Genomic DNA, 23,698 nt, shown 5'->3' on the forward strand with positions numbered 1-23,698 from the left:
TATAGTCAGTCGATGCGAACTGCGCTCCGTTCGCGAGACTGATGGAAAGCATCGGTATGTGGATCGTCAAAATCGCGCTTGAGCGGCCGCTCACCTTCATCGTTCTGGCGCTGTTGCTGCTGATCCTTGGGCCGCTGGCGATTCTGCGCACGCCGGTGGACATCTTTCCGAATATCGATATTCCGGTGGTTTCGGTGGTGTGGCGCTACACGGGCCTGCCCGCCGACGACATGAACAACCGCATCGTCTCCGGCTACGAGCGTGCGCTGACCACTACCGTCAACGACATCGAACACACCGAGACGACATCCATCAACGGCATCGGCCTGGTGAAGGTGTATTTCCAGCCGAACGTGAAGATCGACATGGCCGTGGCGCAGGTCACGGCGATTTCGCAGACGGTATTGGGCGGCCTGCCACAGGGCACTACTCCACCACTGATCCTGGTGTACAACGCTTCCACCGTACCGGTACTGCAATTCGCACTGTCGTCGAAAGAACTGTCGGAAAGTACCATTTTCGATGACGCCAATCAGATCGTACGTACCTTCGTCACTTCAGTGCGCGGCGCTGCCACACCGTATCCCTACGGCGGCAAGCAGCGCCAAGTACAGGTGGATATCAATCCGCAGGCCTTGCTCGCCCACAAGTTGTCACCCAGCGACGTCGTGGCGGCGATCGGCGCGCAGAACCTGATCCTGCCTGCAGGCACGGAGAAGATCGGCGATACCGAATACAGCGTGAAGTTGAACGGCAGTCCGCTACAGGTCGAAGAGCTCAACAACGCCCCCATCCACACCGTCAACGGCATCACCACCTATATCCGCGATGTGGCTCAGGTGCACGACGGATCGCCACCGCAAACCAACGTGGTGCGCGTGAACGGTCAGCGCGCAGTGCTGATGTCGATTCTGAAAATCGGCGATGCCTCCACGCTGGATATCGTGGATACGCTCAAAGGGATGTTGCCCGCCATCCGCGCAGCGATACCGCAGAGCTTGCAGATCAACGCGCTGTCCGATCAATCACTCTTCGTGCGTGCTGCGATCTCCGGCGTGATCCGCGAAGGCGTGATCGCAGCGACGTTGACCGGCCTGATGATCCTGCTGTTCCTGGGTTCCTGGCGCTCCACGCTGATCATTGCGATTTCGATCCCGCTATCCATTCTTGCGTCGATCATCACGCTGTCGGCGCTCGGCCAGACCATCAACATCATGACGCTGGGCGGCCTGGCGCTGGCGGTGGGCATTCTGGTCGACGACGCCACGGTGACGATCGAGAACATCAATTCGCACCTGGAGGAAGGCAAGGAGGTCTACGATGCGATCATGGAAGGCGCACATCAGATCGCCGTGCCTGCCTTCGTCTCCACCTTGTCGATCTGCATTGTGTTCGTGCCGATCTTCTTCCTCGGTGGCGTGGCGAAGTATCTGTTCGCGCCGCTGGCCGAAGCGGTGGTGTTCGCGATGCTCGCTTCGTACGTGCTATCGCGAACCTTGGTGCCTACGCTTTCGCTGTTCTGGCTGAAGAAGCACAACCACAACAAGCAGGCTAATGGGCCGCTGAGCGGCTTCCAGCTGGCATTCGAACGGCGCTTCGAGCGCCTGCGGGAAGGCTATCGTGGCGCGCTCGAAACCACGGAGCGCCATCGTGGCCTGTTCGCGATTTTGTTTTTCGCAACGTGCGCTCTGTCAGTTAGCTTGCTGGTACCGTGGCTGGGACGCGATTTTTTCCCTTACGTGGACGGCGGCCAGATCAAGCTGCATTTCCGTGCGCCGGTTGGCTTGCGCATTGAGGAAACAGCGCGACTCGCAGACGGCATCGAAGACGTGATTCGCGACACGATTCCCAAGCAGGAGATGGCCAGTGTCGTCGATGCACTAGGCATCCCTTACAGCGGCATCAATCTTTCCTACAGCAATACCGGTGTGATCGGCACGTCAGACGGCGATATCTTCGTGACGCTCAATGAAGACCATCACCCCACCGCCGATTACGTGCGCAGCCTGCGTCGGCAACTCGCGCAGAAATATCCCAGCGTGATCTTCTCGTTCCTGCCGGCGGACATGGTCGGGCAGATCCTGAACTTCGGCGCGCCCGCGCCGATCGATGTGCAGGTATCCAGTCACGATGCTGAGGCATCGGCCAAGGTCGCCAAGGAACTCTACGGCGACCTGCTGACGATTCCCGGATTGGTCGACCTGCGCATCCAGCAGGCGCTCAACCTGCCGCAGATCAACGTGAACGTGGATCGCACGCGCGCGAACCTGGTCGGCCTCACCACACAGGACGTCGCGAGCAACATGCTCACCGCACTGGCAGGTTCTTCGCAGGTCAATCCTACGTTCTGGGTCGATCCGAAAACCGGCATCAGCTATTCCATCGCCACGCAGACGCCGCAATATCGCATCGACACCTTGCAGGCGCTGAAGAACCTGCCGATCCGAAGCATTTCAGCCAGCAGCGCTGCCAGCAGTTCTTCGAGCAGTTCGACTGTTAGCCAGACCTTGCAGAACCTGGCGGATTTTTCGCGCAGCGAGGGGCCTGCGGTCGTCACGCATTACAGCACGCGTCCCACGATGGATCTGTATGCTTCCGTCGATCGCACGGATCTCGGTGCCGTGGCGAGCGATGTGCAACGCGTTGTCGCTGAGCACGCCAAACACCTGCCACGCGATGTGAACATCGACGTGCGCGGCCAGGTGCAGACCATGCAGTCGTCTTACAAGGGTCTTCTCGGCGGCCTGCTGTTTGCGATCGTGCTGGTGTATTTGCTGATCGTGGTGAATTTCCAGAGCTGGCTGGATCCGCTGATCATCATCGCGGCATTGCCCGCAGCCTTGGCCGGACTGGTATGGATGCTGTTCCTCACCGGCACGCCGCTGTCGGTGCCGGCACTGATGGGCGCGATCATGTGCATGGGCGTGGCGACGGCCAACTCGATTCTGGTGATCAGCTTTGCACGCGAGCGGCTGGCGCATCATGACGATCCGGTGCAAGCGGCCATCGAGGCCGGCTTTCAGCGCTTCCGCCCCGTATTGATGACAGCGCTGGCCATGATCATCGGCATGGTGCCGATGGCGCTGGGCATGGGCGAAGGCGGTGAACAAAACGCGCCGCTAGGTCGCGCCGTGATCGGCGGCCTGCTGCTGGCCACCGCGGCGACCTTGTTCTTTGTGCCAACCTTTTTCAGTCTGCTGCATCGCCGCCGCAAGGCACGTCGCGACGCAGCTGCAGTATGAGAACCAACTATGTCCAGTAGCCATGTCTCGCCTCCTCCTCCGAAGCCTTCGCGCGGCGCGCGGCTTGCGCTTATCGGACTGGGCGTTGTGCTGATTGCGTTGGCCGCATTCGGCATCGTCAAGCGCGTGCAAGCGCGCCATCAGCTCACCGAAGACACTCAACGCAACGCCATCGTGACGGTGGCGACGATTACACCGAAGGCCGCGCCGAAGGATCAGGCTTTGCCCTTGCCCGGCACGGTGGCTTCCTGGCAGGACGCGCAGGTGTATGCACGCACCACCGGCTACGTTGCCAAGTGGTATGTCGACATCGGCGCCAAGGTGAAGAAAGGCCAGCGCCTGGCCGATCTGGATACGCCTGATGTCGACAATCAACTGCTGCAAGGCAAGGCGCAAATGCGCACTGATCAGGCTACCGAAGCATTCGCCAAGGTCACCGCCGATCGCTATGCGAAACTGGCAACGCAAGGTTTGGTGGCGCAGCAGACGGCCGACCAATACATGGCGCAGTACAAGGCAAACATCGCCACCGTGCAGGCTGATCAGGCGAATGTGGCACGCCTGCAGAACATGGAAGACTTTAAACATATCGACGCGCCCTACGACGGCATCGTCACGCAACGCAATTTGAATATCGGTGCGTTGGTGGATGCGGGTGCCAGCGGCAGCAATCTGTTCGTGATTGCCGATACCAGCAAGCTGCGCGTGTACGTGGATGTGCCAGAAACCTATGCGGCCAGCGTGCACATTGGTATGCCGGCCGATGTCAGCCTGAGCACCTACGGCGCCAAGCCCATCGTCGGCACGGTGGCACGAACGGCGGATGCACTCGATCCGAGCACGCGCACGCTACGCACCGAAATTGACGTGGACAATGGCGAGCAACAGCTGGTATCCGGCGTGTACGCCGATGTGAAGCTGGCGCTATCCACGGCCACGCACAACTACATCATTCCGGCCAACGCGTTGCTGTTTCGCGCTGAAGGATTGCGCGTTGCAATGGTGGATGGGCAACAGCATGTGCATCTTCAGCCGATCACACTTGGACGCGATTTTGGCGGCACGGTGGAAATCACGGAAGGCTTGAGCGATCAGGATCGCATCGTGCTCAGTCCGCCTGATTCGCTGTATGAAGGGCAGAAGGTGAATGTGACCGAGCCGAATGTGGCGCAGAAGCAGCGGATGCCGTAGGTTGGGGTGCACACCCCAACAATGCCATACACCCACGAACCACGATGTTGAAGTTCTCACCCTGACATATGCACTGCCGTAGGCTTCTAGCCCTATTTCAATCTATTTGGTTTGAGCGCCTGAACATCGTCAACCCACCTCGTCTCATCCCTGACTGTGGATTTACCCCGCAACAACCAGCAGATCATGACGATCAGCAGGGCGGCCACTAGAAAACCTTCGGCCCAGAAGAAACCGACGTAGTCGATCATCAAGCCCATCGAAGGAATTCTTGGTTGAAGCTCTCGCACGGCGGGAGTCGCGAAGAGCAGACCACCGATAAAGCCTAGCGAACCGATCTCGGGCGATTCGCGATAGTGCTGGATTCGTAGCGCCATGATCAGAACGACCAGGGCAATCAATACCATGATCACGTTCAGGCCGATGGAGAACAGCTTGACCGGCAAGGTGCGGCGCATGGTGAATTCGACGTCGTAATAACCCTGCTCATCGAAATGCCCCAGCGTAGTGACAGCAAAGCCCTCGAACGAGCACTTGGTGCAATCGACGGCAAACGCTAGCGGTTGCCAGCTTCTGTCGTCAGCTGCGGCCGTCACCAAGCCGATCTTCATCCTGATGCGGTGGACATCGAAGGGATAGAGGTATTGCGAGCCCTCTCCTTCCACTTCACTGAGTGTCTTGATTGTCGAATTGAAAGTAACGAAAGGCTCGTTACCTTTCATGCGCCAAATCGAGTCGTCAATGCTGTCACCTTCCAGCAGGCGGGCATCATGATAAAGACCATAGTCCTTACTCAGCATGCTCTTGGGCTATATCACGGTCAGACGCCCCTTGACGTCGCCCACAATGGGATTGAAGGACACCAGATTGATATCGATCACCGGCTTGCTTTCATCCACGATGCTGCTTTTTGGGGTTGCTTGCAGAGCTTGGCCTTGCAGCGGCATCTCATCTTGCGCAAACAGTGAACCTGCCCCAAGTACGAGGGCGAATGCCATGACAAGCGTGCATGCCCGCAGATACCATGAGGCTTTCATACAGCGTCGGATCATGATCGTGTGCCTTTCATCCGGCGGTTGCCTGGTAAACCGCAGGCAAACCAGCGCAGTTAAAGCCGGATGAGCATAATGGGCGCACTCCATGAACGAGGCGCGATAGGATTCGTGAATACGCGCTTGGGAAAGCGCGCTAGAAACAAACCTGACGATCAATCAATCGGCGTATGCCGATACGTGGCCACATCACGCTCCTGCACCGCGGAAGCACGATTCGACCAGGCCTGCCGAATATACGTAACTACCGCCGCCACATCCGCGTCGCTGAGCTGTTGCGCATACGGCGGCATGGAATAAGGCCGCGGATTGCCGGCGGTCACTGACGGGAATCCACCCAGCAGCACGACGCGTGTCGCGTTGATGCCCGTCGGTTCGGTTACCGATGCATTGCCGTCCAGCGGCGGATAGACGCCAGGAACGCCTGCACCATCCTTGCCATGGCAATCCGCGCAACGTTCCACGTAAATGCTAGAGCCGCGATCAGCAAGCGGCTTGCTGTCGAAACTCGCGCTCACCGCTTTGGGTGCCGCGCGCGCAGGTAGCGACAATAAATAATCAGCGATGGCTTGAAGATCATCATCGTGCAGATGCTGCGTGCTGTGCGCCACCACGTCCGCCATCGGGCCGATCGCGGCGCCCTTGGATGCCTGACCGTTTTTCAGCACATCGATGATGTCCTGCCTGCTCCAGCCCTGCAGGCCACCGTTGGCTTGCGTGCTCAAATCCGGCGCGTACCAATCCTGCTCGGGGATACGTCCGCCGGATAGAGCCGTATCAGCATTCAAGCCACCCCATGCTCCGCGCGCAGCGTGGCATTCGTTGCAATGCCCGAGCCCTTGCACAAGGTATGCGCCACGATTCCACGATACCGACTGCGAAGGATCGGCCTGATACACGCCCGCCTTGAAGTACACCGCACGCCACGCGGTGAGCGTGCTGCGTACGTTGTAGGGAAAGCGCAGTGCCAGCGACGCATTTGGCTGATGCACGATCGGTAGCGAGCGCAGGTATGCAAAGATGGCAATGGCATCGTCGCGCGTGACCTTGGTGAACGAGGTATACGAAAACGCCGGATAAAGGGGTTCCCCGTTTCGTCCAATGCCTTCGTGCATAGCGCGCCAGAAATCGTTGAAGGCCCATTGGCCGATGCCCGTGTCCCTATCCGGCGTGATGTTGGGCGCCGGGATGCCGCCGAACGGCGTGGGCAACATTCGTCCACCCGCATACGGCTCGCCGCCGCGCGCGGTATGGCAGGAAACGCAATCGCCGGCCGTAGCGAGATAGCGGCCCTTGGCGATGACACCGGGATCTTTCAGCGTAGCGGCGATTGCCGGATCTTCCGGTGATATCAGCACTTGCCGATGACGCTGTGACAACCACCAACCAGCGGCCAGCACGATCACCAGCAGCACAAGCGGAATCCACAGCCAGCCAAGCCGCTTCATGTGCCGCCTCCTGACGTCTGCAGCACACCACAACGCAGTGGCGGAGCAATCGAGCCCGCAGGTTGCGGATGAGTGTCGGCAGGTACGTCGCGGCTCGCCAGCCAGGCCGAAACGGCAGTGATGTCAACCGGCGCAAGACGATTGGCGATCTCGGCCATGCAATCAGGCACGGCAGACGCACGCGTACCGGTGCGCCATGATCCAAGCTGGGAACTGATGTAGTCGTAAGGCAAGCCAACCAGCCCCGGCACGGAAGGTTCCGTACCGGTGAGCTGTTTGCCATGACAAGCCTGACATGGCGGTATCTTGCGTGAAGGATCACCGGCCGTAACCAGTTGCTCACCACGCTGCAGCGATGACGGCGCCAGGTTCGGCACCGGCTTGCGTTCGTAGGGCACCTGTTGCGCAGAGAAGTACTCGGCAATCTCGTGCATGTAGTCGGGCGTGAGCAAGCGCACGGTGTATTCCATCGGCGCGTAGTTGCGCAGCCCATGTTGGAAATTTTGCATCTGCGAAACGAGATAACCCGCTGGCTTGCCCGCCAAGCGTGGGAAAAAGCCGCTGCCGGAAGAACCTTCACCATGCACGCCATGGCAAGTGGTGCAGGCAGCTATGCGTTGCTGCAACGTATTCGGCACGGTCGGTTGATCGGCATGCGCCACGGCACAACCCAACAACCCTGCGAACGGAAGCACCCACCGCAAACGTGTCGACATGCTTGGCCGGCCCCTGGTACCCATGCCGGAAGTATAGGAGGCCTCCACGCACCAACTGCGGCGCCTGCGGTTATGCTGCGGCATCACGCCACACACTTTTGCCGGGGAGACTTACCATGTTCCGTCCGTCGCTGTTGTGCGCTGCACTCGCACTCGCCTTACTTCCTGCCACATCTCTCTTCGCCCAGGACAGCCAGGACGCGGCATGGCGAAGCGTGACCGAACTGCAGCAGGACATGAATGCCGGCAAGCTCACCAGCAAAGCGCTGGTGCAGGACGATATCTCGCGCATCCAGCAGCTCGATCAGGGCGGCCCGATGCTGCGCTCGGTGCTGGAAGTGAATCCTGATGCATTAAAGATTGCCGGGAAGCTCGACGCAAAACGTCGCTCATCGCACGGTCCGCTCTACGGTATTCCGGTGCTGCTGAAAGACAACATCGACACGGGCGATCACACGTTGACGACGGCCGGCTCGCTCGCGCTGATGGATGCGCCAGCACCCAAGGATGCCGCACTGGTCGCCCGGCTGCGCAAGGCCGGTGCGGTGATTTTGGGTAAAACCAACCTCAGCGAGTGGGCGGATTTTCGCTCTTCTCATGCCAGTAGTGGATGGACTGGCCGCGGTGGACAGACGCGCAATCCGTATGCGCTGGATCGCAATCCTTGCGGTTCGAGTTCTGGTTCCGCTGTGGCGGTTGCCGCGGGCCTGGTGCCCGTGGCCGTAGGCTCGGAAACCGATGGCTCGATCATCTGCCCGGCATCGATGAACGGCATTGTGGGCATCAAGCCGACGCTGGGTCTGGTCAGTCGCAGCGGCATCATCCCGATCAGCCACAACCAGGACACGGCCGGACCGTTGGCGCGCAATGTCACCGACGCGGCGATCCTGCTTTCCGCGTTGGCAGGCAGCGATCCGCACGACCCCGCTACAGCCGACGCGAATAAACACGCCACGGACTACACCCGCTTTCTTGACCCCAACGGCTTGCGCGGTAAGCGCATCGGCGTGGTGCGCGCGCTTGCCGGGAACGAACCGAATGCCGATCGCGTATTGGACGAAGCCATCGCTGCGATGAAAGCGCAAGGCGCGATCATCGTTGATCCGGTCACGCTGCCCCATCTGGCCGAACTGGGCGACCCGGAAATGACCGTGATGCTGTATGACTTCAAGCATGATCTCAACGCGTATCTCGCCGGCCGCAAAGGTTTGAAGGTGAAGACGCTTGCCGATCTGATTGCCTTCAACAAACAAGAGTCCATGCGTGAAATGACTTGGTTCGGGCAGGATCTGTTCGAGCAGGCGCAGGCCAAAGGCCCGCTTACCGACAAGGCATATCTCGATGCATTGAACAAAGCCAAGCAGCTCTCGGGGCCACAAGGTATCGATGCGGCACTGCAGGCCAATCATCTGGATGCCTTGCTCTCGCCCTCATGGGGGCCGGCTTATCTCACGGATCTGGTACTCGGCGATCACATCGTCAGCGGCAACCCGACCATCGGCGGTGCCTCGCAGCCTGCTGCGGTGGCGGGTTATCCCTCGATCACCGTGCCGGCGGGATGGGCACACGATCTACCGGTCGGCATCGTGTTCTTCGGTTCCAAGTGGAGCGAGCCGACGCTGATTTCGATCGCTTATGGATTCGAGCAGCACACGCACGCGTGGCAGGCACCGAAATTCCTGGATACGGTGGACGGCAAGGCCTACGCACCGGTGCCTGCGCAGAGCCATTGAACGGTCATCTGGCTGGCCGAAAGCCCACTGCTTCGGCCAGCTTGGGCAGCTAGCGTGGCGCCACCTTTCCTCTGGGCCACTCCCATGAAACGTTGGATAGTTTTGTGTGCGCTAGCTTTCGTGACTGCGTCTGTGGATGCTGCTGCGCCGTCGGCAGATCCAGATTTTCGCGCCACCTGGACACAGCCGCAGCAGCCTTTTCGCATCTACGGCAATACGTATTACGTTGGGTCGCACGGACTCAGCGCGATTCTGATCACCTCGCCTGAAGGTCACGTGCTGATCGACAGCACACTGCAAGACAACGTGGCGATGATCGAGTCGAATATCCGCGCGCTGGGCTTTCGCGTGCAGGACATCAAGCTGATCCTCAACAGCCATACGCATTCCGATCATGCGGGCGGTATCGCTGCGTTAATGCACGATAGCGGTGCACGGGTAGCTGCCAGTGCGAAATCGGCCAAAGCGTTGGCGCTGGGCGGTAATGATCCTGACGATCCGCAGCACGGTATAGGAAGCTTCTATCCGAAGGTGACCGATGTTCGCATCGTTGCTGATGGCGAAACCGTGCATGTGGGCTCGCTTGCTTTGCAGATGCACGCGATGCCGGGGCACACGCCAGGCAGCACGGGCTGGACGTGGCGCTCGTGCGAAAGAGATCGCTGCGTGTCGATGGTGTATGCCGATAGCATTTCGCTGCTCAGCGCCGATGGCTATCGCTATGCCGATCCGGCGCATCCGGAACGTCTCGCCGATTACCGGCGGACACTGGCCACGTTATCGGCGCTGCCGTGCGGCATCCTGCTTACGCCGCATCCACGTGATGGGTTCTTTGATAAGGCCGCGCGCATCGAAGCAGGCAAACCTAGCCCGTTGATCGACACGCAGGCGTGCAAGGCTTATGCGGCGGAGGGGCAGAAGATATTGGAGGAGCGCTTGCGCATGGAGGCATCGCAGATGGCGAAGAAACATTGAGCCCCCGCTCCTGTGCAATCAATCTGCACACCGTCGACGCCCAAGGCCTTGCCTATCGTCATTCCTGCAAAAGCCGGATGACGACGAGGCTTTTTTGAAGTCGATCAGCTCAATCGCCCGGATTTGCGCACGATCAGCATCGCCAGTTCCAGCGACTGCTCGTAATTCAACCGAGGATCGACCATCGACTTGTAAGCACGCTGCAGATCGGCCTCGCTCAAATCGCGAGCGCCACCCATACATTCCGTGACATCTTCGCCAGTCAACTCCAGATGCACACCACCGAGCCGCGTACCCGCCGCAGCATGGATATCGAACGCCTGGTCGAGCTCGCTGCGGATATTGTCGAAACGCCGCGTCTTGTAGCCGTTGGATGTGCTTTCGGTATTGCCGTGCATCGGATCGGCCACCCATAGTACGCGACGGCCTTCGCGCCTCACGGCGTCCAGCAACGGAGGCAGCTTGGCCGCGATTTGCTCATGGCCCATGCGGTGGATTAGCGTGAGGCGGCCCGGCTCATCTTCTGGATTTAGCGCGTCGATCAACGGCAACAGTTGCTCCGGCGTGACCGAAGGGCCAACCTTCACGGCGATCGGATTGCGAATGCCACGGAAATACTCCGCATGCGCACCATCCAGCGCGGCGGTGCGCATACCGATCCAGGGGAAATGCGTGGACAGATTGAACCAGCCATGATGGCGTGGAACCTGGCGCGTGAGTGCTTGTTCGTAATGCAGCAGCAGCGCCTCATGCGAGGTGAAAAAGTCCACGCGCGTAAAGCCGGCGATGGGGCCCGCCAGCGTTTCCATGAAACGCAGCGAATCGCCAATGCCCGCCACCATGCGCCGGTATTCGGCCGCGAGCGGCGAGTGCTCCACCCATGCCAGATCCCAGTATTCGGGATGATGCAGATCGGCAAAACCGCCATCGATCAGCGCGCGCACGAAGTTCATGGTGAGCGCGGAATGCGCATGTGCGCGAATCAGACGCTGCGGATCCGGACGACGGGCTTCAGCTGTGAATTCGGGGCCATTGACGACGTCGCCACGAAAACTTGGCAACGTGACGCCATCGCGCGTTTCGCTATCGGCTGAGCGCGGTTTGGCGTATTGACCCGCAAAGCGCCCTACGCGCAGCACCGGCTGCTTGAGGCCGTGCACCAGCACCAGACTCATCTGCAACAGCACCTTGAGGCGGTTGGAAATAATCGGGCTGGTGCAATCCGCGAAACTCTCGGCGCAATCACCGCCCTGCAGCAGAAAACGCTTGCCCTGCTGCGCTTCGGCCAATGCTTGCTTCAATGCCAGCACTTCCCACGATGTAACTAGCGGCGGCAGACCCGACAATTCGCTGATCGCCTGGTTGAGTTCCGCCGCGTCTTCATATTGCGGCTGCTGCAGGGCAACGCGTTGCTGCCAGGACGTGGGTGCCCAATTAAGTTGTTCGATAGCGCGTGCTGCCTGATTCATAAACGCAACCTCGGCCTCGCGCGCTGCAGGGTGGCGCGAATTGCCAGTATGGATAGAAAAACGAACCACAACAGAGCCCATAGCGGGATGGGCAGGCCCAGGATCGGCTGGATCTTGGCGCATTCACCGGAGCCGGTGAACACCATCTTCAAGACCTTCGCCAGCGGGAAAGCATCGAACATGTAGCCCAGGTTGGGACCGCAGGCAGGAATCTGATCCGGCGGCAGCGACATGATCCATAGATGACGTCCGGCGACCACGATGCCAAACGACGCGCCGAGCAGCACCAATCCCGTGTAGAACCAGCGGCCACCCGCGCGCGGCCCGTGGATAGCCCCCACCAGGAAGAAGGCTGCCATGACCATGAAACCGATACGCTGGAAGATGCACAGCGGACACGGCTCCAGGCCCCACTGGTATTCGGCAAATAGCGCAAAACCGAGCAGGCCCACGCAGATCAGGAAGCCAACGAGAAAGCTGACGCGATAGGACCAGCGGAGGGGATTCATGACAAAACTTTCGAGGGAGGAGGACGCTGACATTACCCGCTCCCCGCCGCGCTGTCAGCAGGGCTTTGTCGCTACTCCATAAAGCAACAAACCCCGGCGCGGGCAACCCGGCCGAGGTTCGTATTTGGACGTCCAAACGCGAGTTGCGGAGGGATTTACTCGGCCGCCGCGTCGGCGCGCGGACGGTCCACCAGTTCGACGTACGCCAGCGGGGCATTATCGCCCGGGCGGAAGCCGCACTTGAGAATACGCAGATAACCGCCGGGACGCTCGCGGTAGCGCGGCCCCAGCTCCACAAACAGCTTGCCCACGGCCTGCTTGTCGCGCAGACGTGCGAAAGCGAGACGGCGATTGGCAACGCTGTCGGTCTTGGCGAGCGTGATCAGCGGCTCAGCAACACGACGCAGTTCCTTCGCCTTGGGCAGGGTGGTACGGATGAGCTCGTGCTTGATCAGCGACGAGGCCATGTTCTTGAACATCGCTTCGCGATGGCTGCTGGTGCGATTGAGCTTACGCCCGGATTTCATGTGACGCATGATGAGACTCTCTTGTCTGTTGTTATGAAAAACCGGTCCTTGTGGCCGGCTTCCCGCGGGTTACCCGCTATCGAAGCCCTTGGTGAAACGGGCTCTTATTAAGAGTGCGGCCATGGATGGCCACTTCTGGTACCGGGCGAGAGCGCTTCACACACCCCGCCACTTTCTAACTACCACGGCGATCACGAATGATCGCGCTAACACAACGACAACCGCAGTCGAATCCCGACTGCGGCTGCGATACATCAACCCAGCTGCATGCCGTGCGAAAGACCCGGCGGCGGCCAGTTTTCCAACTTCATGCCCAGGGCAAGACCACGCACGCCAAGGACATCCTTGATTTCGGTAAGCGACTTCTTGCCGAGGTTCGGCGTCTTCAGCAGCTCGACCTCGGTCTTCTGCACCAGATCGCCGATGTAGTAGATGCTCTCGGCCTTCAGGCAGTTCGCCGAACGCACGGTGAGCTCCAGATCGTCGATCGGGCGGAGCAGCAGCGGATCGAAACCACCTTTTTCCGCTTTGTCCGTGGCGCTCTCGCGACGCGAGAAATCACCAAACACCGACAGCTGGTCGTTGAGGATTTCAGCGGCCTTGCGCACCGCGTCCTCCGCACCGATGGTGCCGTTCGTCTCGATGTCCAGCACCAGCTTATCAAGGTTGGTGCGCTGCTCAACGCGAGCCGCATCCACTTCGTAAGCTACGCGCAACACCGGTGCAAACGAGGCATCCAACTGAAGGCGTCCAATCGGACGCGCTTCGTCATCAGGATGCTGGCGCGCACTGGCCGGCTGGTAGCCGACGCCACGACGCACCTTCAGGCGCATATTCAGCGCGATGTCCTTGGTCAGATGGCAGATCACATGTTCTGGATTGATGATCTCCACCGAATGGTCCACGGCGATGTCGCCGGCCGTGACCACGCCCTTGCCCTTCTTGGCCAGGGTGAGAGTGACTTCGTCACCCGTATGCTGCCGAATCGCCACTTCCTTGAGGTTGAGCAGGACTTCGATCACGTCCTCCTGCAAACCTTCCAAAGTGGTGTACTCGTGCAGCACGCCATCGATTTCGACCTCGACGATGGCACTGCCAGGGATCGAGGACAGCAGCACGCGACGAAGCGCATTGCCCAGGGTGTGGCCGAAACCGCGTTCAAGCGGCTCCACCACCACCTTGGCGCGATTCGGTCCGAGCTGTTCAACGCTGAGGCCACGAGGCCGCAACACGCTAGTTGACGAAACTGCCATGCAGGGCTCCGGTTGATTACTTCGAGTAAAGCTCGACGATCAGCGCTTCATTGATGTCGGTCGGCAGATCTCCACGATCCGGAACCGACTTGAACGTGCCGGCGAACTTCTTGGCATCGACTTCCACCCACTGCGGACGCAGGTCCATCGTGTCGAACACGGTGGCGGCTTCCTGTACGCGCAGCTGATTGCGCGCGCGCTCTGTCAGAGCGATCTCATCGCCCGGACGAACCTGGTAGGACGGAATATTGACCTTCTTGCCGTTCACCAGCACAGCCTTGTGCGAAACGAGCTGGCGAGCCTGTGAACGCGTCACTGCAAAACCCATGCGGTAGACGACATTGTCCAGACGGCTTTCCAGCAGGCGCAGCAAGTTTTCGCCAGTGTTGCCCTTGAGGGTCGATGCCTTGGTGTAGTAGTTGCTGAACTGACGCTCAAGCACACCATAGATGCGCTTGACCTTCTGCTTCTCGCGCAGCTGAACAGCGTAGTCGGACATGCGCATGCGCTTGTTGGCGCCATGCTGACCGGGCTTGTTCTCCAGCTTGCACTTGGAATCGATCGCGCGCGCTGGGCTCTTCAGACTGAGATCCGAACCTTCGCGACGCGCGAGTTTGCAGGTAGCTCCACGATAACGTGCCATGGTTGTGCTCCTTAGACGCGACGCTTCTTGGGGGGACGGCAGCCGTTATGCGGAATCGGCGTTACGTCGATGATGTTGAGAACCTTGTAGCCGAGGGCGTTCAGCGAACGCACCGCCGACTCACGGCCCGGGCCTGGGCCCTTGATCCGCACTTCCACCGTCTTCACGCCGTATTCGCCAGCAGCGCGGCCAGCCTTTTCGGCGGCGACCTGGGCAGCGAACGGAGTGGACTTGCGCGAACCGCGGAAGCCCGCACCACCAGCAGTCGCCCAAGAGAGCGCATTGCCCTGACGATCAGTGATGGTGACGATGGTGTTGTTGAAGGAGGCCTGCACGTGAGCCACCGCATCGGTGACAACGCGCTTGACTTTCTTCTTAGTCTTAACCGGCTTTGCCATGACTTATTCCAATTATTTCTTGATCGCGCGACGCGGGCCCTTACGGGTGCGCGCATTGGTACGCGTGCGCTGGCCGCGCACCGGCAAGCCGCGGCGGTGGCGCAGACCGCGGTAGCAACCCAGATCCATCAAACGCTTGATGGCGATACCGACCTCGCGACGTAGATCGCCTTCTACCACGTACTTCGCGATCTCGTGGCGGATTTTCTCCACCTCACCCTCGCTGAGCGACTTGATCTGAACGTTCGGGCTCACACCCGCGTCCGCGCAGACCTTCTTGGCCCGGCTGCGACCGATTCCGTAGATGCTCTGCAGGCCAACCCAGACGTGTTTCTGGACCGGCAAATTGACACCCGCAATGCGCGCCATGATGTACTTTCTCCGATGCTTTCTTGCGCGGTAAACGCGCAATTCTAACCTTAATCAAACTGTCAGGAAAGTCCTGCGGTACCAATGGATACCGCTGCTTTCCACCGGGACCCGCCTGCACCTCAGCCGCGGCGCAGGTTGGCCTTCTTGAGCAAACCTTCGTACTGGTGGCTGACCAGATGCGCCTGCACCTGAGCCGTGAAATCCATCACCACCACCACCACGATCAGCAGCGAAGTGCCGCCGAAGTAGAACGGAACATGCCAGGCGTTCTGCATGAACGTCGGCACCAGACAGACCAGCACCAAGTAGATGGCACCCACGCCGGTCAGACGGGTCATTACCGAATCGATGTAGTCGGCGGTCGAACGACCCGGGCGGATACCCGGAATCAGCGCACCGGATCGCTTCAGGTTGTCGGCCGTGTCCTGCGAGTTGAAAACAATCGCCGTATAGAAGAAGGCGAAAGTGATCACCAAAACCGCGTAGACGATGTCGTACAGCGGCTCACCTGGAGTCAGCACCTGGATCAGATTCTGCAACCAGCGAGACTGGTGGCTAGCGTTACCCCAGGTAGCAGCCATCGCCGGGAACATCAGAATACTGTTCGCGAAAATGGGGGGGATTACGCCCGACATGTTGATCTTCAGCGGCAGATGCGAGGTCTGGTTCATGTACGAGCGTTGTCCGCCCGAACGTCGCGCATAGTTCACGGTGATGCGTCGCTGCGCACGCTCCATGAATACCACGAACGCCGTTACCACCAGCACCAATACTGCCACCATGACCAGCTTGATCGTGCTCAGCTCGCCATTGCTCGACATGGATAATGTGTGCACCACCGCATTCGGCAGACCCGCCACAATACCCGCGAAGATCAGCAGCGAAATACCGTTGCCGATCCCACGCTCGGTCATCTGTTCACCGAGCCACATAAGGAACAGCGAACCAGCCGTCAGGCCGACCACCGAGGACAAAATGAACCCAAACCCCGGCATGTAGACTACCGGCACACCGCCAGATGTCTGCTGCTTCATCAGCGCCACGGCGATACCGAATGCCTGGAAGGCTGACAAACCGACCGTGCCGATACGGGTGTACATCGTCAGCTGACGCTGTCCCGACTGACCCTCCTTACGGAGAGCCTGCAGACTGGGAATGACCGACCCCATCATCTGCACCACGATCGACGCAGAGATATACGGCACCACGCCCAGGGCGAACACCGAGAAGCGGCCCAGTGAGCCACCCGAGAACATGTTGAACATGTCCAGGATGCCACCGGTCTGACCGATTAGGTTCGCCATGGCATCCGGGTTCACGCCAGGCACGGGAATGAACGAGCCGAGGCGGTACACAATCAGCGCACCGATCACGAAGAAGATGCGCTGACGCAGCTCGGTCAATTTGCCGAGCGATCCGACCGATGTGCCCTTGGCTGCGGCCACGTGTTACTCCACGCTGCCGCCGGCAGCTTCGATGGCGGTCTTAGCACCGGCCGTAACCAGAAGACCGGACAACTTCACCGCGCGGCCGATCTCACCTTTGGCGACAACCTTCACCTTCTTGGCGTGGCTGTCGATCAGGCCAGCCTGATGAAGTACAACGGCGTCGATCACATCGGCCTTCAGGCCGGCAAGCTGGTAAAGAAAAACTTGCTGGCTCTCAGCCTTCTTCTGCGATCGGAAGCCGACTTTCGGCAGACGGCGTTGCAGCGGCATCTGACCACCCTCAAAGCCGAGGCGATGGGTACGACCCGTACGGGCATGCTGACCCTTGTGACCACGACCAGCAGTCTTACCGACGCCCGAGCCAATACCACGACCGACGCGCAAACGTGTTTTACGCGAACCAGCAGCGGGCTTGATGTCATTCAATCGCATGATGCTTACTCCTCAACCCGCACCAGGTAATAGACCGTGTTGATCAGCCCACGCACTTGCGGACTGTCCTTCAATTCACGGACGTCATTGGTCTTGTTCAGACCCAGCGCCTTCACGCTAAGGCGATGACGGGCCTGTACACCACGCAGGCCCTTAACCAGGCGAACGCGGACGGTTTTTTCGGTATTAGCCATTGCCCAGCACCTCTTCCACAGTCTTGCCGCGCTTAGCTGCGATCTGCTTCGGCGAGGCAACGGCCTGCAGGCCTTTGATGGTGGCGCGCACCAGATTGATTGGGTTGCGCGAGCCAACAGCCTTGGCCAGCACGTTCTTCACACCGACCACTTCCAGCACCGCGCGCATGGCACCGCCGGCGATCACACCAGTACCTTCAGAAGCCGGCTGCATGTACACACGCGCCGCACCGTGGTTGGCCTTGATGGCGTACCAAAGCGTGCCGTTGTTCAGATCGATGCTCACCATGTTGCGGCGTGCACGATCCATAGCTTTAGAGATGGCCACCGGCACTTCGCGCGCCTTGCCATAACCAAAGCCGACCTTACCCTCGCCGTCACCGACCACGGTCAGTGCGGTGAAACTCATCTGGCGGCCACCCTTGACGGTCTTAGCCACGCGGTTAACGGCTATCAGCTTCTCGAGCAGGCCGTCTGAATTTTCGCGATCAGTAGAAGACATTATCTTTTCCGTATGCCCGGACCATCCGGGACTTTTACTTGCGGCTGAGCCGCTTGGAGTTGTTGTGGTTACTGCTTAGAACTTGAGACCAGCTTCACGAGCCGCATCGGCCAACGCCTTGATACGACCGTGGTAGCGGAATCCGGAGCGGTCGAATGCGACGGCCTCGATGCCAGCGGCCTTGGCACGCTCGGCGATTGCCTTGCCGACCGCAACGGCTGCATCGACGTTCTTGGTGCCCTTCAGGCCTTCAGCCACCGATTTCTGCACCGTCGAGGCCGCGGCTACTACGTTCACACCTGACGCGTCGAACACTTGGGCGTAGAGGTGCTGACCGGTGCGATGCACGGACAGGCGCGCCACTCCGAGTTTGCGAATGTGAGCACGCGTGGATTTGGCGCGGCGCAGACGAGCTTCTTTCTTGTTCATCGTAAATCTCTCCAGGAAACGGATCGGCTATTTGGCGGAATAGCCCGCCATTAGGCCTTCTTGGCTTCCTTCAGGGTGATCTTCTCGCCGGCATAGCGCACGCCTTTGCCCTTGTAGGGCTCCGGTGGACGATAGCCACGAATCTTGGCGGCAACCTCACCGACCAGCTGCTTGTCCGAACCCTTGATGAGGATTTCGGTCTGCGTGGGGGTCTCGAGGGTGATGCCTTCCGGCGCATTGAACACCACCGGATGGGAATAGCCGAGGCTTAGGTTGAGCGCCTTGCCAGCCATCGATGCGCGGTAACCCACGCCGACCAGCTCCAGCTTGCGCTCATAACCTTCGGAAACGCCCTTGATCATATTGGCCAGCAGCGCACGGATGGTGCCGCCGAATTTGTCCTCGGCGCCTTCGGCGACCTGGACGTTGACCACACCGCCGTCTACGGACACCGAAGCGCCTGGCAGCATGTGGACCGACAAAGCGCCCTTCGGGCCCTTCACGGCAATGCTGTCCTCAGCGATTTTGAGCTCGACGCCCTTGGGCAGGTTGATAGGTTTCTTGGCAACACGAGACATCGGGAACTCCTTACGCGACCAGGCCGATGACTTCGCCGCCCACGCCCTTGGCGCGAGCCTGTGCGTCTGTCAGCAGACCAGCGGACGTCGAAATGATCGAAATGCCCAGGCCACCGAGCACCTTCGGCAACTCGTCCTTGCCGCGATACACGCGCAGGCCCGAACGACTGACGCGCTCAATGCGCTCGATCGCCGGACGGCCTTCGAAATACTTGAGCTTGATCTCGAGCACCGGTTTGCCCTCCCCACTGGAGGTCTTGGCGTCGAGAATGTAGCCCTCGTTCTTAAGAAGGTTGGCTAGTGCCACCTTCAGCTTCGACGACGGCACGCTAACAGCCTGCTTGCCCGTAGCTTGGGCGTTGCGGATGCGCGTAAACAGATCGGCGATGGGATCAGTCATGCTCATGAAAACTTCCTTCAGAGTGCACCGATATCCGATAAAACCGGAAATCAATTTAGATTGTGAGCGGTCGAACAGACCAGCCTGCGATGCGCAGACCGTCGATCATAACAGCCTTTTCCAGTTTTTGCGAATATCGATACGACAAAGTAGTCGTAGCCCTTCGCTCAATCCTCGAGTTGAGGATTCGAGCGAAAGGTTCGGGCTTGTGGGAAATTCGATACTTTCAAAACGAAAGGCCGAAAACCACCAACAATTCTGGCGAGGTCAACTCCTCACCCGCCTCTCCCGCTTGGAGAGAGATTACTGCAACCGCCTTACCAGCTGGCCTTGCGAAGACCCGGAACGTCACCACGCATGGTAGCTTCACGCAGCTTGTTACGGCCGAGGCCAAATTTGCGGTACACGCCACGCGGACGGCCCGACAGTTCGCATCGATTGCGCAGGCGACTGGCGCTGGAATCACGAGGCAGCTTCTGCAGCTTGGTCTGCGCGTCCATCTTTTCCTCGTACGAGGACTTCGGACTGGCCACGACAGCCTTCAGCTCGGCTCGCTTGGTGGCGTACTTCTTGATGAGTTTGGACCGCTTGATATCGCGGTTAACCATGGAGGTCTTTGCCATAAATCTCTCGAGTGTCCGTTGCAGCGCTTCAGTTACGGAAGGGGAAGTTGAAGGCTTCCAGCAGCGCCTTGGCTTCCTCGTCGGTCTTAGCCGTAGTAGTAATGGAGATGTCCATACCACGCATGGCGTCGATCGCGTCGAAATCGATTTCCGGGAAGATGATCTGTTCCTTGATGCCGAAGTTGTAATTGCCACGGCCATCGAAGGCGCGACCCGAGACGCCGCGGAAGTCGCGAACGCGGGGCAGCGAGATATTGATCAGGCGATCCAGGAATTCCCACATCTGAGCGCGGCGCAAGGTGACCTTGCAGCCGATCGGCCAGCCGTCGCGGATCTTGAACGAGGCCACGGACACGCGCGCCTTGGTCGTGATCGGCTTCTGACCGGCAATCTTGGTCATATCCGCCACAGCATTCTCGAGCACTTTCTTGTTGCCCGCGGCTTCGCCCACGCCCATGTTCAGCGTGATCTTGGTGATGCGGGGAACCTGCATCACGTTCTGGTAACCAAAACGCTCGGTGAGCTTTTGGATGACCTGTTCTTTGTAAAAATTTTCAAGGCGCGTCATGACTTGTGTTCCTTACGCGTCCACGACCTCGCCCGAAGAACGGTACACGCGGACTTTGCGCTCATCAGCGAGCACCTTGAATCCGACGCGTTCACCCTTGTTCGTGGCGGGGTTGAACAGCTGCACATTAGAAATATGGATCGAAGCTTCACGCTCAACGATGCCGCCCGGCTGGTTGGCCTGCGGATTCGCCTTGGTATGACGCTTGACCAGGTTGACGTTGGAGACGAACACGCGATCGCCTTCAACGCGCAGCACGTCGCCGCGCTGACCTTTGTTTTTGCCGGTGATCACGATGACCTGATCACCCTTGCGGATACGGTTCATGGGTCTATCTCCGCTCAGAGCACTTCGGGTGCAAGCGAGACGATCTTCATGAACTTCTCGCCGCGCAGCTCGCGAGTGACCGGCCCGAAGATACGGGTGCCGATCGGCTCGAGCTTGTTGTTGAGGAGAACAGCCGCGTTGCCGTCGAAACGGATCAGCGAGCCGTCGGCGCGGCGCACGCCCTTGGCGGTACGTACCACCACGGCGTTGTAGACCTCGCCCTTCTTCACCTTGCCACGCGGGATGGCATCCTTCACGGTGACCTTGATCACGTCACCGATCGCGGCGTATCGGCGCTTGGAGCCGCCGAGCACCTTGATGCACATCAGTTCCTTGGCGCCGCTGTTGTCGGCGGCGGAAAGCGTGCTTTGCATCTGGATCATGGCTGCACCCTCCCCTTACGCTTCGGCGCGCGTGACGATTTCGACCACGCGGTGATGTTTGGTCTTGGAAAGCGGACGGCATTCCGCAATGCGCACCACGTCGCCCTCGTTCGCACCGAGATCGTTCTGCGCGTGGAGCTTGGTGGAACGACGCACGATCTTGCCCAGCAGCGGATGCTGCACCTGGCGTTCGATCAGTACGGTGACCGTCTTTTCCATCTTGTTACTAATGACGCGACCCTCAAGGGTGCGTACTTGTTTCTGGTTGTCGCTCATGTCGGCCGCCTCTTACTTCTTGCCGCCGAGCACGAACTTCGTGCGGGCGATATCACGCCGAACGCGGCGCAGTTGATGCGGCTGGCTGAGCTGGCCGGTGCCCTTCTGCATGCGCAAGTTGAACTGCTCCTTGCGCAGATCCAGCAGGTGCTGCTTCAGCTCTTCTGCCGACTTGGTTGTTAGATCTTTGATGGCCATCACATCACCGCTCTGGTCACAAACTGGGTCTGCACCGACAACTTGGCGGCGGCCAGGCGGAACGCCTCGCGCGCGGTAGCCTCGTCGACACCCTCGATTTCATAAAGCATGCGGCCCGGCTGGATCGGTGCGACCCAGAACTCCACGCCACCCTTACCGGCGCCCATTCGGACTTCGATTGGCTTTTTGGTAATCGGCTTGTCCGGGAACACGCGGATCCACAGCTTGCCGCCGCGCTTCACGAAACGTGTGATGCAACGACGAGCCGCCTCGATCTGACGCGCAGTGAGTGCACCGTGCGTAGTGGCCTTGAGGCCGTACTCGCCAAAGCTGACGAGGTTGGCACTGAAGGCGAGACCGTCATTGCGGCCCTTGAATTGCTTACGGTATTTGGTTCGCTTGGGTTGCAACATGGCAACTCTCCTTACTTCGTCCGCTCGCGGCGGCTTTCGCCACCTTCGCGATCACGACGCGATTCACGACGCCCTTCGCCGCCTTCACGCTCACGGCGCGGCTGCGCGGACTGCTCTTCCTTCGGCTCCTGGCCGACCTGGGACAGGTCGAAGATTTCGCCCTTATAGATCCAGACCTTGATGCCGATGATGCCGTAGGTCGTTTTCGCCTCGGCGGTGCCGTAGTCGATGTCCGCACGCAAGGTATGCAGCGGCACGCGACCTTCGCGACTCCATTCGGAGCGAGCAATCTCGGCGCCGTTCAGACGACCGGAAACATTGATCTTGATACCCAGTGCGCCCAGGCGCATCGCATTGCCCACGGCGCGCTTCATGGCACGACGGAACATGATGCGGCGCTCGAGCTGCTGAGCGATCGATTCGGCCACCAACTGGGCATCGATTTCGGGCTTGCGCACTTCGTTGACGTTGATGTGCGCCGGAACGCCCATCATGTCGCTGACTTCCTTGCGCAGCTTCTCGATGTCCTCGCCCTTCTTGCCGATCACCACGCCCGGACGGGCGGTGTGGATCGTCACGCGGGCCGTCTTGGCAGGGCGCTCGATTTGAATCTTCGAGATACCGGCAGCAGCCAGCTTCTTGCGCAGCATCTCGCGGACCTTCAGGTCAGCGGCGAGGTACTTCGCATATTCGCCCTTATTGGCGTACCACTTCGAGTTCCAGTCCTTGGCAATGCCGAGGCGGATACCGGTGGGATGAACTTTATGACCCATCGTCTACGTCCTCTCAGTTACCAACGATCACGGTGATGTGACTCGTGCGCTTCAGGATGCGGGAACCGCGACCTTTGGCGCGGGCGTACATGCGCTTCATCGCCGGGCCTTCGTCGACGAAGATCTTGGAGACCTTCAACTCATCGACGTCAGCACCGAGGTTGTTCTCGGCGTTGGCGACAGCCGACAGCAGCACTTTACGAACCATGTGCGCGGCCTTCTTGTTGGTGAACTGGAGCACGTCGCTGGCACGGCCCACGGGCATACCGCGGACCAGGTCAGCTACCAGGCGTGCCTTCTGCGCTGAAATGCGAGCGCTGCGCAGGATCGCTTTGGCTTCGGTGCTCATCACTTGCCCTTCTTATCGCCGCCATGGCCCTTGAAAGTACGCGTCACCGCGAACTCGCCGAGCTTATGCCCGACCATGTTCTCGTTGACGAGCACCGGCACGTGCTGGCGACCGTTATGGATGGCGATGGTCAATCCCACCATTTCCGGCAGGATCATGGAACGACGCGACCAGGTCTTGATCGGACGCTTGGAGTTGGTGGAAACCGCGGTTTCCACTTTCTTAATGAGATGAAGGTCGACGAAGGGACCTTTCTTCAAAGAACGCGGCATGACGG

At 59.7% G+C, this 23,698-nt stretch carries 32 protein-coding genes; 4 read left to right on the forward strand and 28 right to left on the reverse strand.

The annotated features are described in order from the left end of the window. Nucleotides 1-56: 56 nt before the first annotated feature. Both QQJ86_RS05465 and QQJ86_RS05470 read left to right on the forward strand, forming a co-directional pair. Entirely contained in the window at nucleotides 57-3,242 is a 3,186-nt protein-coding gene (locus QQJ86_RS05465; protein WP_284319915.1) for an efflux RND transporter permease subunit, read from the forward strand. A 9-nt stretch (nucleotides 3,243-3,251) separates the two neighbouring features. Next, nucleotides 3,252-4,433, forward strand: a complete 1,182-nt coding sequence (locus QQJ86_RS05470; protein ID WP_284319916.1) for an efflux RND transporter periplasmic adaptor subunit — start codon at nucleotides 3,252-3,254, stop codon at nucleotides 4,431-4,433. Between the two features lie 92 nt (nucleotides 4,434-4,525). Here the strand turns inward: QQJ86_RS05470 and QQJ86_RS05475 are convergent, their stop codons facing one another. The 4 genes from QQJ86_RS05475 to QQJ86_RS05490 all read right to left on the reverse strand — a co-directional run bounded on the left by QQJ86_RS05475 (nucleotide 4,526) and on the right by QQJ86_RS05490 (nucleotide 7,649). After that, nucleotides 4,526-5,233, reverse strand: a complete 708-nt coding sequence (locus QQJ86_RS05475) for a DUF4436 family protein (RefSeq protein WP_284319917.1) — start codon at nucleotides 5,231-5,233, stop codon at nucleotides 4,526-4,528. A gap of 9 nt (nucleotides 5,234-5,242) precedes the next feature. Next, a complete protein-coding gene (locus QQJ86_RS05480; protein WP_284319918.1) occupies nucleotides 5,243-5,431 on the reverse strand; it encodes a hypothetical protein in 189 nt (62 codons plus the stop codon). 209 nt (nucleotides 5,432-5,640) lie between these two features. Then, on the reverse strand, nucleotides 5,641-6,933 hold the full coding sequence (locus QQJ86_RS05485) for a c-type cytochrome (protein ID WP_284319919.1): 1,293 nt from the start codon (nucleotides 6,931-6,933) through the stop codon (nucleotides 5,641-5,643). Further along, a complete protein-coding gene (locus QQJ86_RS05490; protein ID WP_284319920.1) occupies nucleotides 6,930-7,649 on the reverse strand; it encodes a c-type cytochrome in 720 nt (239 codons plus the stop codon). The genes QQJ86_RS05485 and QQJ86_RS05490 overlap by 4 nt, the downstream gene beginning before the upstream one ends. Nucleotides 7,650-7,765: 116 nt before the next feature. On the opposite strand from QQJ86_RS05490, the gene QQJ86_RS05495 reads away from it, so the two are divergent. Continuing rightward, nucleotides 7,766-9,382, forward strand: coding sequence for an amidase (locus tag QQJ86_RS05495; RefSeq protein ID WP_284319921.1), 1,617 nt, complete (start codon nucleotides 7,766-7,768; stop codon nucleotides 9,380-9,382). A gap of 84 nt (nucleotides 9,383-9,466) precedes the next feature. Beyond that, complete coding sequence (bla, locus tag QQJ86_RS05500; RefSeq protein WP_284319922.1) at nucleotides 9,467-10,357, forward strand: subclass B3 metallo-beta-lactamase; 891 nt, start codon at nucleotides 9,467-9,469, stop codon at nucleotides 10,355-10,357. 104 nt (nucleotides 10,358-10,461) lie between these two features. On the opposite strand, the gene QQJ86_RS05505 is transcribed toward bla, so the two are convergent. The 24 genes from QQJ86_RS05505 to rpsS all read right to left on the reverse strand — a co-directional run bounded on the left by QQJ86_RS05505 (nucleotide 10,462) and on the right by rpsS (nucleotide 23,693). Next, complete coding sequence (locus QQJ86_RS05505) at nucleotides 10,462-11,826, reverse strand: class II 3-deoxy-7-phosphoheptulonate synthase (RefSeq protein WP_284319923.1); 1,365 nt, start codon at nucleotides 11,824-11,826, stop codon at nucleotides 10,462-10,464. After that, nucleotides 11,823-12,335 carry a disulfide bond formation protein B gene (locus QQJ86_RS05510; RefSeq protein WP_284319924.1) on the reverse strand — a complete coding sequence of 171 codons (513 nt, stop codon included), beginning with the start codon at nucleotides 12,333-12,335 and terminating at the stop codon, nucleotides 11,823-11,825. Before QQJ86_RS05510 ends, QQJ86_RS05505 begins: the two co-directional genes overlap by 4 nt. Before the next feature lie 155 nt (nucleotides 12,336-12,490). Further along, nucleotides 12,491-12,871 (reverse strand): 50S ribosomal protein L17, encoded by a 381-nt coding sequence (rplQ, locus tag QQJ86_RS05515; RefSeq protein ID WP_284319925.1) that lies wholly within the window; start codon nucleotides 12,869-12,871, stop codon nucleotides 12,491-12,493. 245 nt (nucleotides 12,872-13,116) lie between these two features. Then, the gene (locus QQJ86_RS05520) at nucleotides 13,117-14,115 is read right to left on the reverse strand and encodes a DNA-directed RNA polymerase subunit alpha (protein ID WP_284319926.1); all 999 of its coding nucleotides are present in this window, start codon (nucleotides 14,113-14,115) and stop codon (nucleotides 13,117-13,119) included. A gap of 16 nt (nucleotides 14,116-14,131) precedes the next feature. Continuing rightward, nucleotides 14,132-14,758 (reverse strand): 30S ribosomal protein S4, encoded by a 627-nt coding sequence (gene rpsD / locus QQJ86_RS05525; protein ID WP_284319927.1) that lies wholly within the window; start codon nucleotides 14,756-14,758, stop codon nucleotides 14,132-14,134. Nucleotides 14,759-14,769: 11 nt separating this feature from the next. Beyond that, a complete protein-coding gene (gene rpsK, locus QQJ86_RS05530; protein WP_115495826.1) occupies nucleotides 14,770-15,156 on the reverse strand; it encodes a 30S ribosomal protein S11 in 387 nt (128 codons plus the stop codon). Between the two features lie 12 nt (nucleotides 15,157-15,168). Beyond that, nucleotides 15,169-15,525, reverse strand: a complete 357-nt coding sequence (rpsM, locus tag QQJ86_RS05535) for a 30S ribosomal protein S13 (RefSeq protein ID WP_284319928.1) — start codon at nucleotides 15,523-15,525, stop codon at nucleotides 15,169-15,171. Nucleotides 15,526-15,647: 122 nt separating this feature from the next. After that, a complete protein-coding gene (gene secY / locus QQJ86_RS05540) occupies nucleotides 15,648-16,973 on the reverse strand; it encodes a preprotein translocase subunit SecY (protein WP_284319929.1) in 1,326 nt (441 codons plus the stop codon). A gap of 3 nt (nucleotides 16,974-16,976) precedes the next feature. Continuing rightward, nucleotides 16,977-17,408, reverse strand: coding sequence for a 50S ribosomal protein L15 (gene rplO, locus QQJ86_RS05545; RefSeq protein WP_284319930.1), 432 nt, complete (start codon nucleotides 17,406-17,408; stop codon nucleotides 16,977-16,979). Between the two features lie 5 nt (nucleotides 17,409-17,413). Further along, nucleotides 17,414-17,602: a 50S ribosomal protein L30 gene (rpmD, locus tag QQJ86_RS05550; RefSeq protein ID WP_284319931.1), complete on the reverse strand. Its 189-nt coding sequence runs from the start codon at nucleotides 17,600-17,602 to the stop codon at nucleotides 17,414-17,416. Continuing rightward, complete coding sequence (gene rpsE, locus QQJ86_RS05555) at nucleotides 17,595-18,104, reverse strand: 30S ribosomal protein S5 (protein WP_115495831.1); 510 nt, start codon at nucleotides 18,102-18,104, stop codon at nucleotides 17,595-17,597. Before rpsE ends, rpmD begins: the two co-directional genes overlap by 8 nt. A gap of 75 nt (nucleotides 18,105-18,179) precedes the next feature. After that, nucleotides 18,180-18,533 carry a 50S ribosomal protein L18 gene (gene rplR / locus QQJ86_RS05560; protein WP_284319932.1) on the reverse strand — a complete coding sequence of 118 codons (354 nt, stop codon included), beginning with the start codon at nucleotides 18,531-18,533 and terminating at the stop codon, nucleotides 18,180-18,182. Nucleotides 18,534-18,583: 50 nt separating this feature from the next. Continuing rightward, nucleotides 18,584-19,111 (reverse strand): 50S ribosomal protein L6, encoded by a 528-nt coding sequence (rplF, locus tag QQJ86_RS05565; RefSeq protein WP_284319933.1) that lies wholly within the window; start codon nucleotides 19,109-19,111, stop codon nucleotides 18,584-18,586. 10 nt (nucleotides 19,112-19,121) lie between these two features. Beyond that, complete coding sequence (gene rpsH / locus QQJ86_RS05570) at nucleotides 19,122-19,517, reverse strand: 30S ribosomal protein S8 (protein ID WP_284319934.1); 396 nt, start codon at nucleotides 19,515-19,517, stop codon at nucleotides 19,122-19,124. Between the two features lie 311 nt (nucleotides 19,518-19,828). Next, nucleotides 19,829-20,134 (reverse strand): 30S ribosomal protein S14, encoded by a 306-nt coding sequence (rpsN, locus tag QQJ86_RS05575; RefSeq protein ID WP_284319935.1) that lies wholly within the window; start codon nucleotides 20,132-20,134, stop codon nucleotides 19,829-19,831. A gap of 28 nt (nucleotides 20,135-20,162) precedes the next feature. Then, complete coding sequence (gene rplE / locus QQJ86_RS05580; RefSeq protein ID WP_284319936.1) at nucleotides 20,163-20,702, reverse strand: 50S ribosomal protein L5; 540 nt, start codon at nucleotides 20,700-20,702, stop codon at nucleotides 20,163-20,165. A gap of 12 nt (nucleotides 20,703-20,714) precedes the next feature. Next, nucleotides 20,715-21,029, reverse strand: a complete 315-nt coding sequence (rplX, locus tag QQJ86_RS05585) for a 50S ribosomal protein L24 (protein WP_284319937.1) — start codon at nucleotides 21,027-21,029, stop codon at nucleotides 20,715-20,717. Between the two features lie 14 nt (nucleotides 21,030-21,043). After that, nucleotides 21,044-21,412 (reverse strand): 50S ribosomal protein L14, encoded by a 369-nt coding sequence (rplN, locus tag QQJ86_RS05590; protein ID WP_115477106.1) that lies wholly within the window; start codon nucleotides 21,410-21,412, stop codon nucleotides 21,044-21,046. A 15-nt stretch (nucleotides 21,413-21,427) separates the two neighbouring features. Next, nucleotides 21,428-21,688 carry a 30S ribosomal protein S17 gene (gene rpsQ / locus QQJ86_RS05595; RefSeq protein WP_126683171.1) on the reverse strand — a complete coding sequence of 87 codons (261 nt, stop codon included), beginning with the start codon at nucleotides 21,686-21,688 and terminating at the stop codon, nucleotides 21,428-21,430. A gap of 12 nt (nucleotides 21,689-21,700) precedes the next feature. Continuing rightward, nucleotides 21,701-21,886, reverse strand: a complete 186-nt coding sequence (rpmC, locus tag QQJ86_RS05600) for a 50S ribosomal protein L29 (RefSeq protein WP_109723395.1) — start codon at nucleotides 21,884-21,886, stop codon at nucleotides 21,701-21,703. After that, entirely contained in the window at nucleotides 21,886-22,299 is a 414-nt protein-coding gene (rplP, locus tag QQJ86_RS05605; RefSeq protein ID WP_126683172.1) for a 50S ribosomal protein L16, read from the reverse strand. The genes rpmC and rplP overlap by 1 nt, the downstream gene beginning before the upstream one ends. 11 nt (nucleotides 22,300-22,310) lie before the next feature. After that, nucleotides 22,311-23,072, reverse strand: a complete 762-nt coding sequence (gene rpsC / locus QQJ86_RS05610; RefSeq protein ID WP_284319938.1) for a 30S ribosomal protein S3 — start codon at nucleotides 23,070-23,072, stop codon at nucleotides 22,311-22,313. Between the two features lie 13 nt (nucleotides 23,073-23,085). Further along, entirely contained in the window at nucleotides 23,086-23,421 is a 336-nt protein-coding gene (gene rplV, locus QQJ86_RS05615) for a 50S ribosomal protein L22 (RefSeq protein ID WP_284319939.1), read from the reverse strand. Next, nucleotides 23,421-23,693, reverse strand: a complete 273-nt coding sequence (rpsS, locus tag QQJ86_RS05620; RefSeq protein ID WP_188792860.1) for a 30S ribosomal protein S19 — start codon at nucleotides 23,691-23,693, stop codon at nucleotides 23,421-23,423. Before rpsS ends, rplV begins: the two co-directional genes overlap by 1 nt. Nucleotides 23,694-23,698 lie beyond the last annotated feature (5 nt).

The organism is Dyella acidisoli, assembly GCF_030160295.1.
Taxonomy (GTDB): domain Bacteria; phylum Pseudomonadota; class Gammaproteobacteria; order Xanthomonadales; family Rhodanobacteraceae; genus Dyella_B; species Dyella_B acidisoli.

What these genes read in the sequence shown, in the direction of transcription:
- QQJ86_RS05505 (WP_284319923.1), bottom strand. Translation starts at nt 11,826, where the DNA reads ATGAATCAGGCAGCACGCGCTATCGAACAACTTAATTGGGCACCCACG.
- rplR (WP_284319932.1), bottom strand. Translation starts at nt 18,533, where the DNA reads ATGAACAAGAAAGAAGCTCGTCTGCGCCGCGCCAAATCCACGCGTGCT.
- rplN (WP_115477106.1), bottom strand. Translation starts at nt 21,412, where the DNA reads ATGATCCAGATGCAAAGCACGCTTTCCGCCGCCGACAACAGCGGCGCC.
- rplP (WP_126683172.1), bottom strand. Translation starts at nt 22,299, where the DNA reads ATGTTGCAACCCAAGCGAACCAAATACCGTAAGCAATTCAAGGGCCGC.
- rpsH (WP_284319934.1), bottom strand. Translation starts at nt 19,517, where the DNA reads ATGAGCATGACTGATCCCATCGCCGATCTGTTTACGCGCATCCGCAAC.
- rplF (WP_284319933.1), bottom strand. Translation starts at nt 19,111, where the DNA reads ATGTCTCGTGTTGCCAAGAAACCTATCAACCTGCCCAAGGGCGTCGAG.
- QQJ86_RS05495 (WP_284319921.1), top strand. Translation starts at nt 7,766, where the DNA reads ATGTTCCGTCCGTCGCTGTTGTGCGCTGCACTCGCACTCGCCTTACTT.
- rplE (WP_284319936.1), bottom strand. Translation starts at nt 20,702, where the DNA reads ATGACGCGCCTTGAAAATTTTTACAAAGAACAGGTCATCCAAAAGCTC.
- rpsE (WP_115495831.1), bottom strand. Translation starts at nt 18,104, where the DNA reads ATGTCTTCTACTGATCGCGAAAATTCAGACGGCCTGCTCGAGAAGCTG.
- rpsD (WP_284319927.1), bottom strand. Translation starts at nt 14,758, where the DNA reads ATGGCACGTTATCGTGGAGCTACCTGCAAACTCGCGCGTCGCGAAGGT.
- rplQ (WP_284319925.1), bottom strand. Translation starts at nt 12,871, where the DNA reads ATGCGTCACATGAAATCCGGGCGTAAGCTCAATCGCACCAGCAGCCAT.
- QQJ86_RS05480 (WP_284319918.1), bottom strand. Translation starts at nt 5,431, where the DNA reads ATGGCATTCGCCCTCGTACTTGGGGCAGGTTCACTGTTTGCGCAAGAT.
- QQJ86_RS05520 (WP_284319926.1), bottom strand. Translation starts at nt 14,115, where the DNA reads ATGGCAGTTTCGTCAACTAGCGTGTTGCGGCCTCGTGGCCTCAGCGTT.
- QQJ86_RS05510 (WP_284319924.1), bottom strand. Translation starts at nt 12,335, where the DNA reads ATGAATCCCCTCCGCTGGTCCTATCGCGTCAGCTTTCTCGTTGGCTTC.
- QQJ86_RS05485 (WP_284319919.1), bottom strand. Translation starts at nt 6,933, where the DNA reads ATGAAGCGGCTTGGCTGGCTGTGGATTCCGCTTGTGCTGCTGGTGATC.
- bla (WP_284319922.1), top strand. Translation starts at nt 9,467, where the DNA reads ATGAAACGTTGGATAGTTTTGTGTGCGCTAGCTTTCGTGACTGCGTCT.
- rplO (WP_284319930.1), bottom strand. Translation starts at nt 17,408, where the DNA reads ATGCGATTGAATGACATCAAGCCCGCTGCTGGTTCGCGTAAAACACGT.
- rpsM (WP_284319928.1), bottom strand. Translation starts at nt 15,525, where the DNA reads ATGGCGCGCATTGCGGGTGTCAATTTGCCGGTCCAGAAACACGTCTGG.
- rpmD (WP_284319931.1), bottom strand. Translation starts at nt 17,602, where the DNA reads ATGGCTAATACCGAAAAAACCGTCCGCGTTCGCCTGGTTAAGGGCCTG.
- rpsQ (WP_126683171.1), bottom strand. Translation starts at nt 21,688, where the DNA reads ATGAGCGACAACCAGAAACAAGTACGCACCCTTGAGGGTCGCGTCATT.
- rpsN (WP_284319935.1), bottom strand. Translation starts at nt 20,134, where the DNA reads ATGGCAAAGACCTCCATGGTTAACCGCGATATCAAGCGGTCCAAACTC.
- QQJ86_RS05470 (WP_284319916.1), top strand. Translation starts at nt 3,252, where the DNA reads ATGTCCAGTAGCCATGTCTCGCCTCCTCCTCCGAAGCCTTCGCGCGGC.
- QQJ86_RS05475 (WP_284319917.1), bottom strand. Translation starts at nt 5,233, where the DNA reads ATGCTGAGTAAGGACTATGGTCTTTATCATGATGCCCGCCTGCTGGAA.
- QQJ86_RS05490 (WP_284319920.1), bottom strand. Translation starts at nt 7,649, where the DNA reads ATGTCGACACGTTTGCGGTGGGTGCTTCCGTTCGCAGGGTTGTTGGGT.
- rpsS (WP_188792860.1), bottom strand. Translation starts at nt 23,693, where the DNA reads ATGCCGCGTTCTTTGAAGAAAGGTCCCTTCGTCGACCTTCATCTCATT.
- rpmC (WP_109723395.1), bottom strand. Translation starts at nt 21,886, where the DNA reads ATGGCCATCAAAGATCTAACAACCAAGTCGGCAGAAGAGCTGAAGCAG.
- rpsC (WP_284319938.1), bottom strand. Translation starts at nt 23,072, where the DNA reads ATGGGTCATAAAGTTCATCCCACCGGTATCCGCCTCGGCATTGCCAAG.
- rplV (WP_284319939.1), bottom strand. Translation starts at nt 23,421, where the DNA reads ATGAGCACCGAAGCCAAAGCGATCCTGCGCAGCGCTCGCATTTCAGCG.
- rpsK (WP_115495826.1), bottom strand. Translation starts at nt 15,156, where the DNA reads ATGGCAAAGCCGGTTAAGACTAAGAAGAAAGTCAAGCGCGTTGTCACC.
- QQJ86_RS05465 (WP_284319915.1), top strand. Translation starts at nt 57, where the DNA reads ATGTGGATCGTCAAAATCGCGCTTGAGCGGCCGCTCACCTTCATCGTT.
- rplX (WP_284319937.1), bottom strand. Translation starts at nt 21,029, where the DNA reads ATGAACCGTATCCGCAAGGGTGATCAGGTCATCGTGATCACCGGCAAA.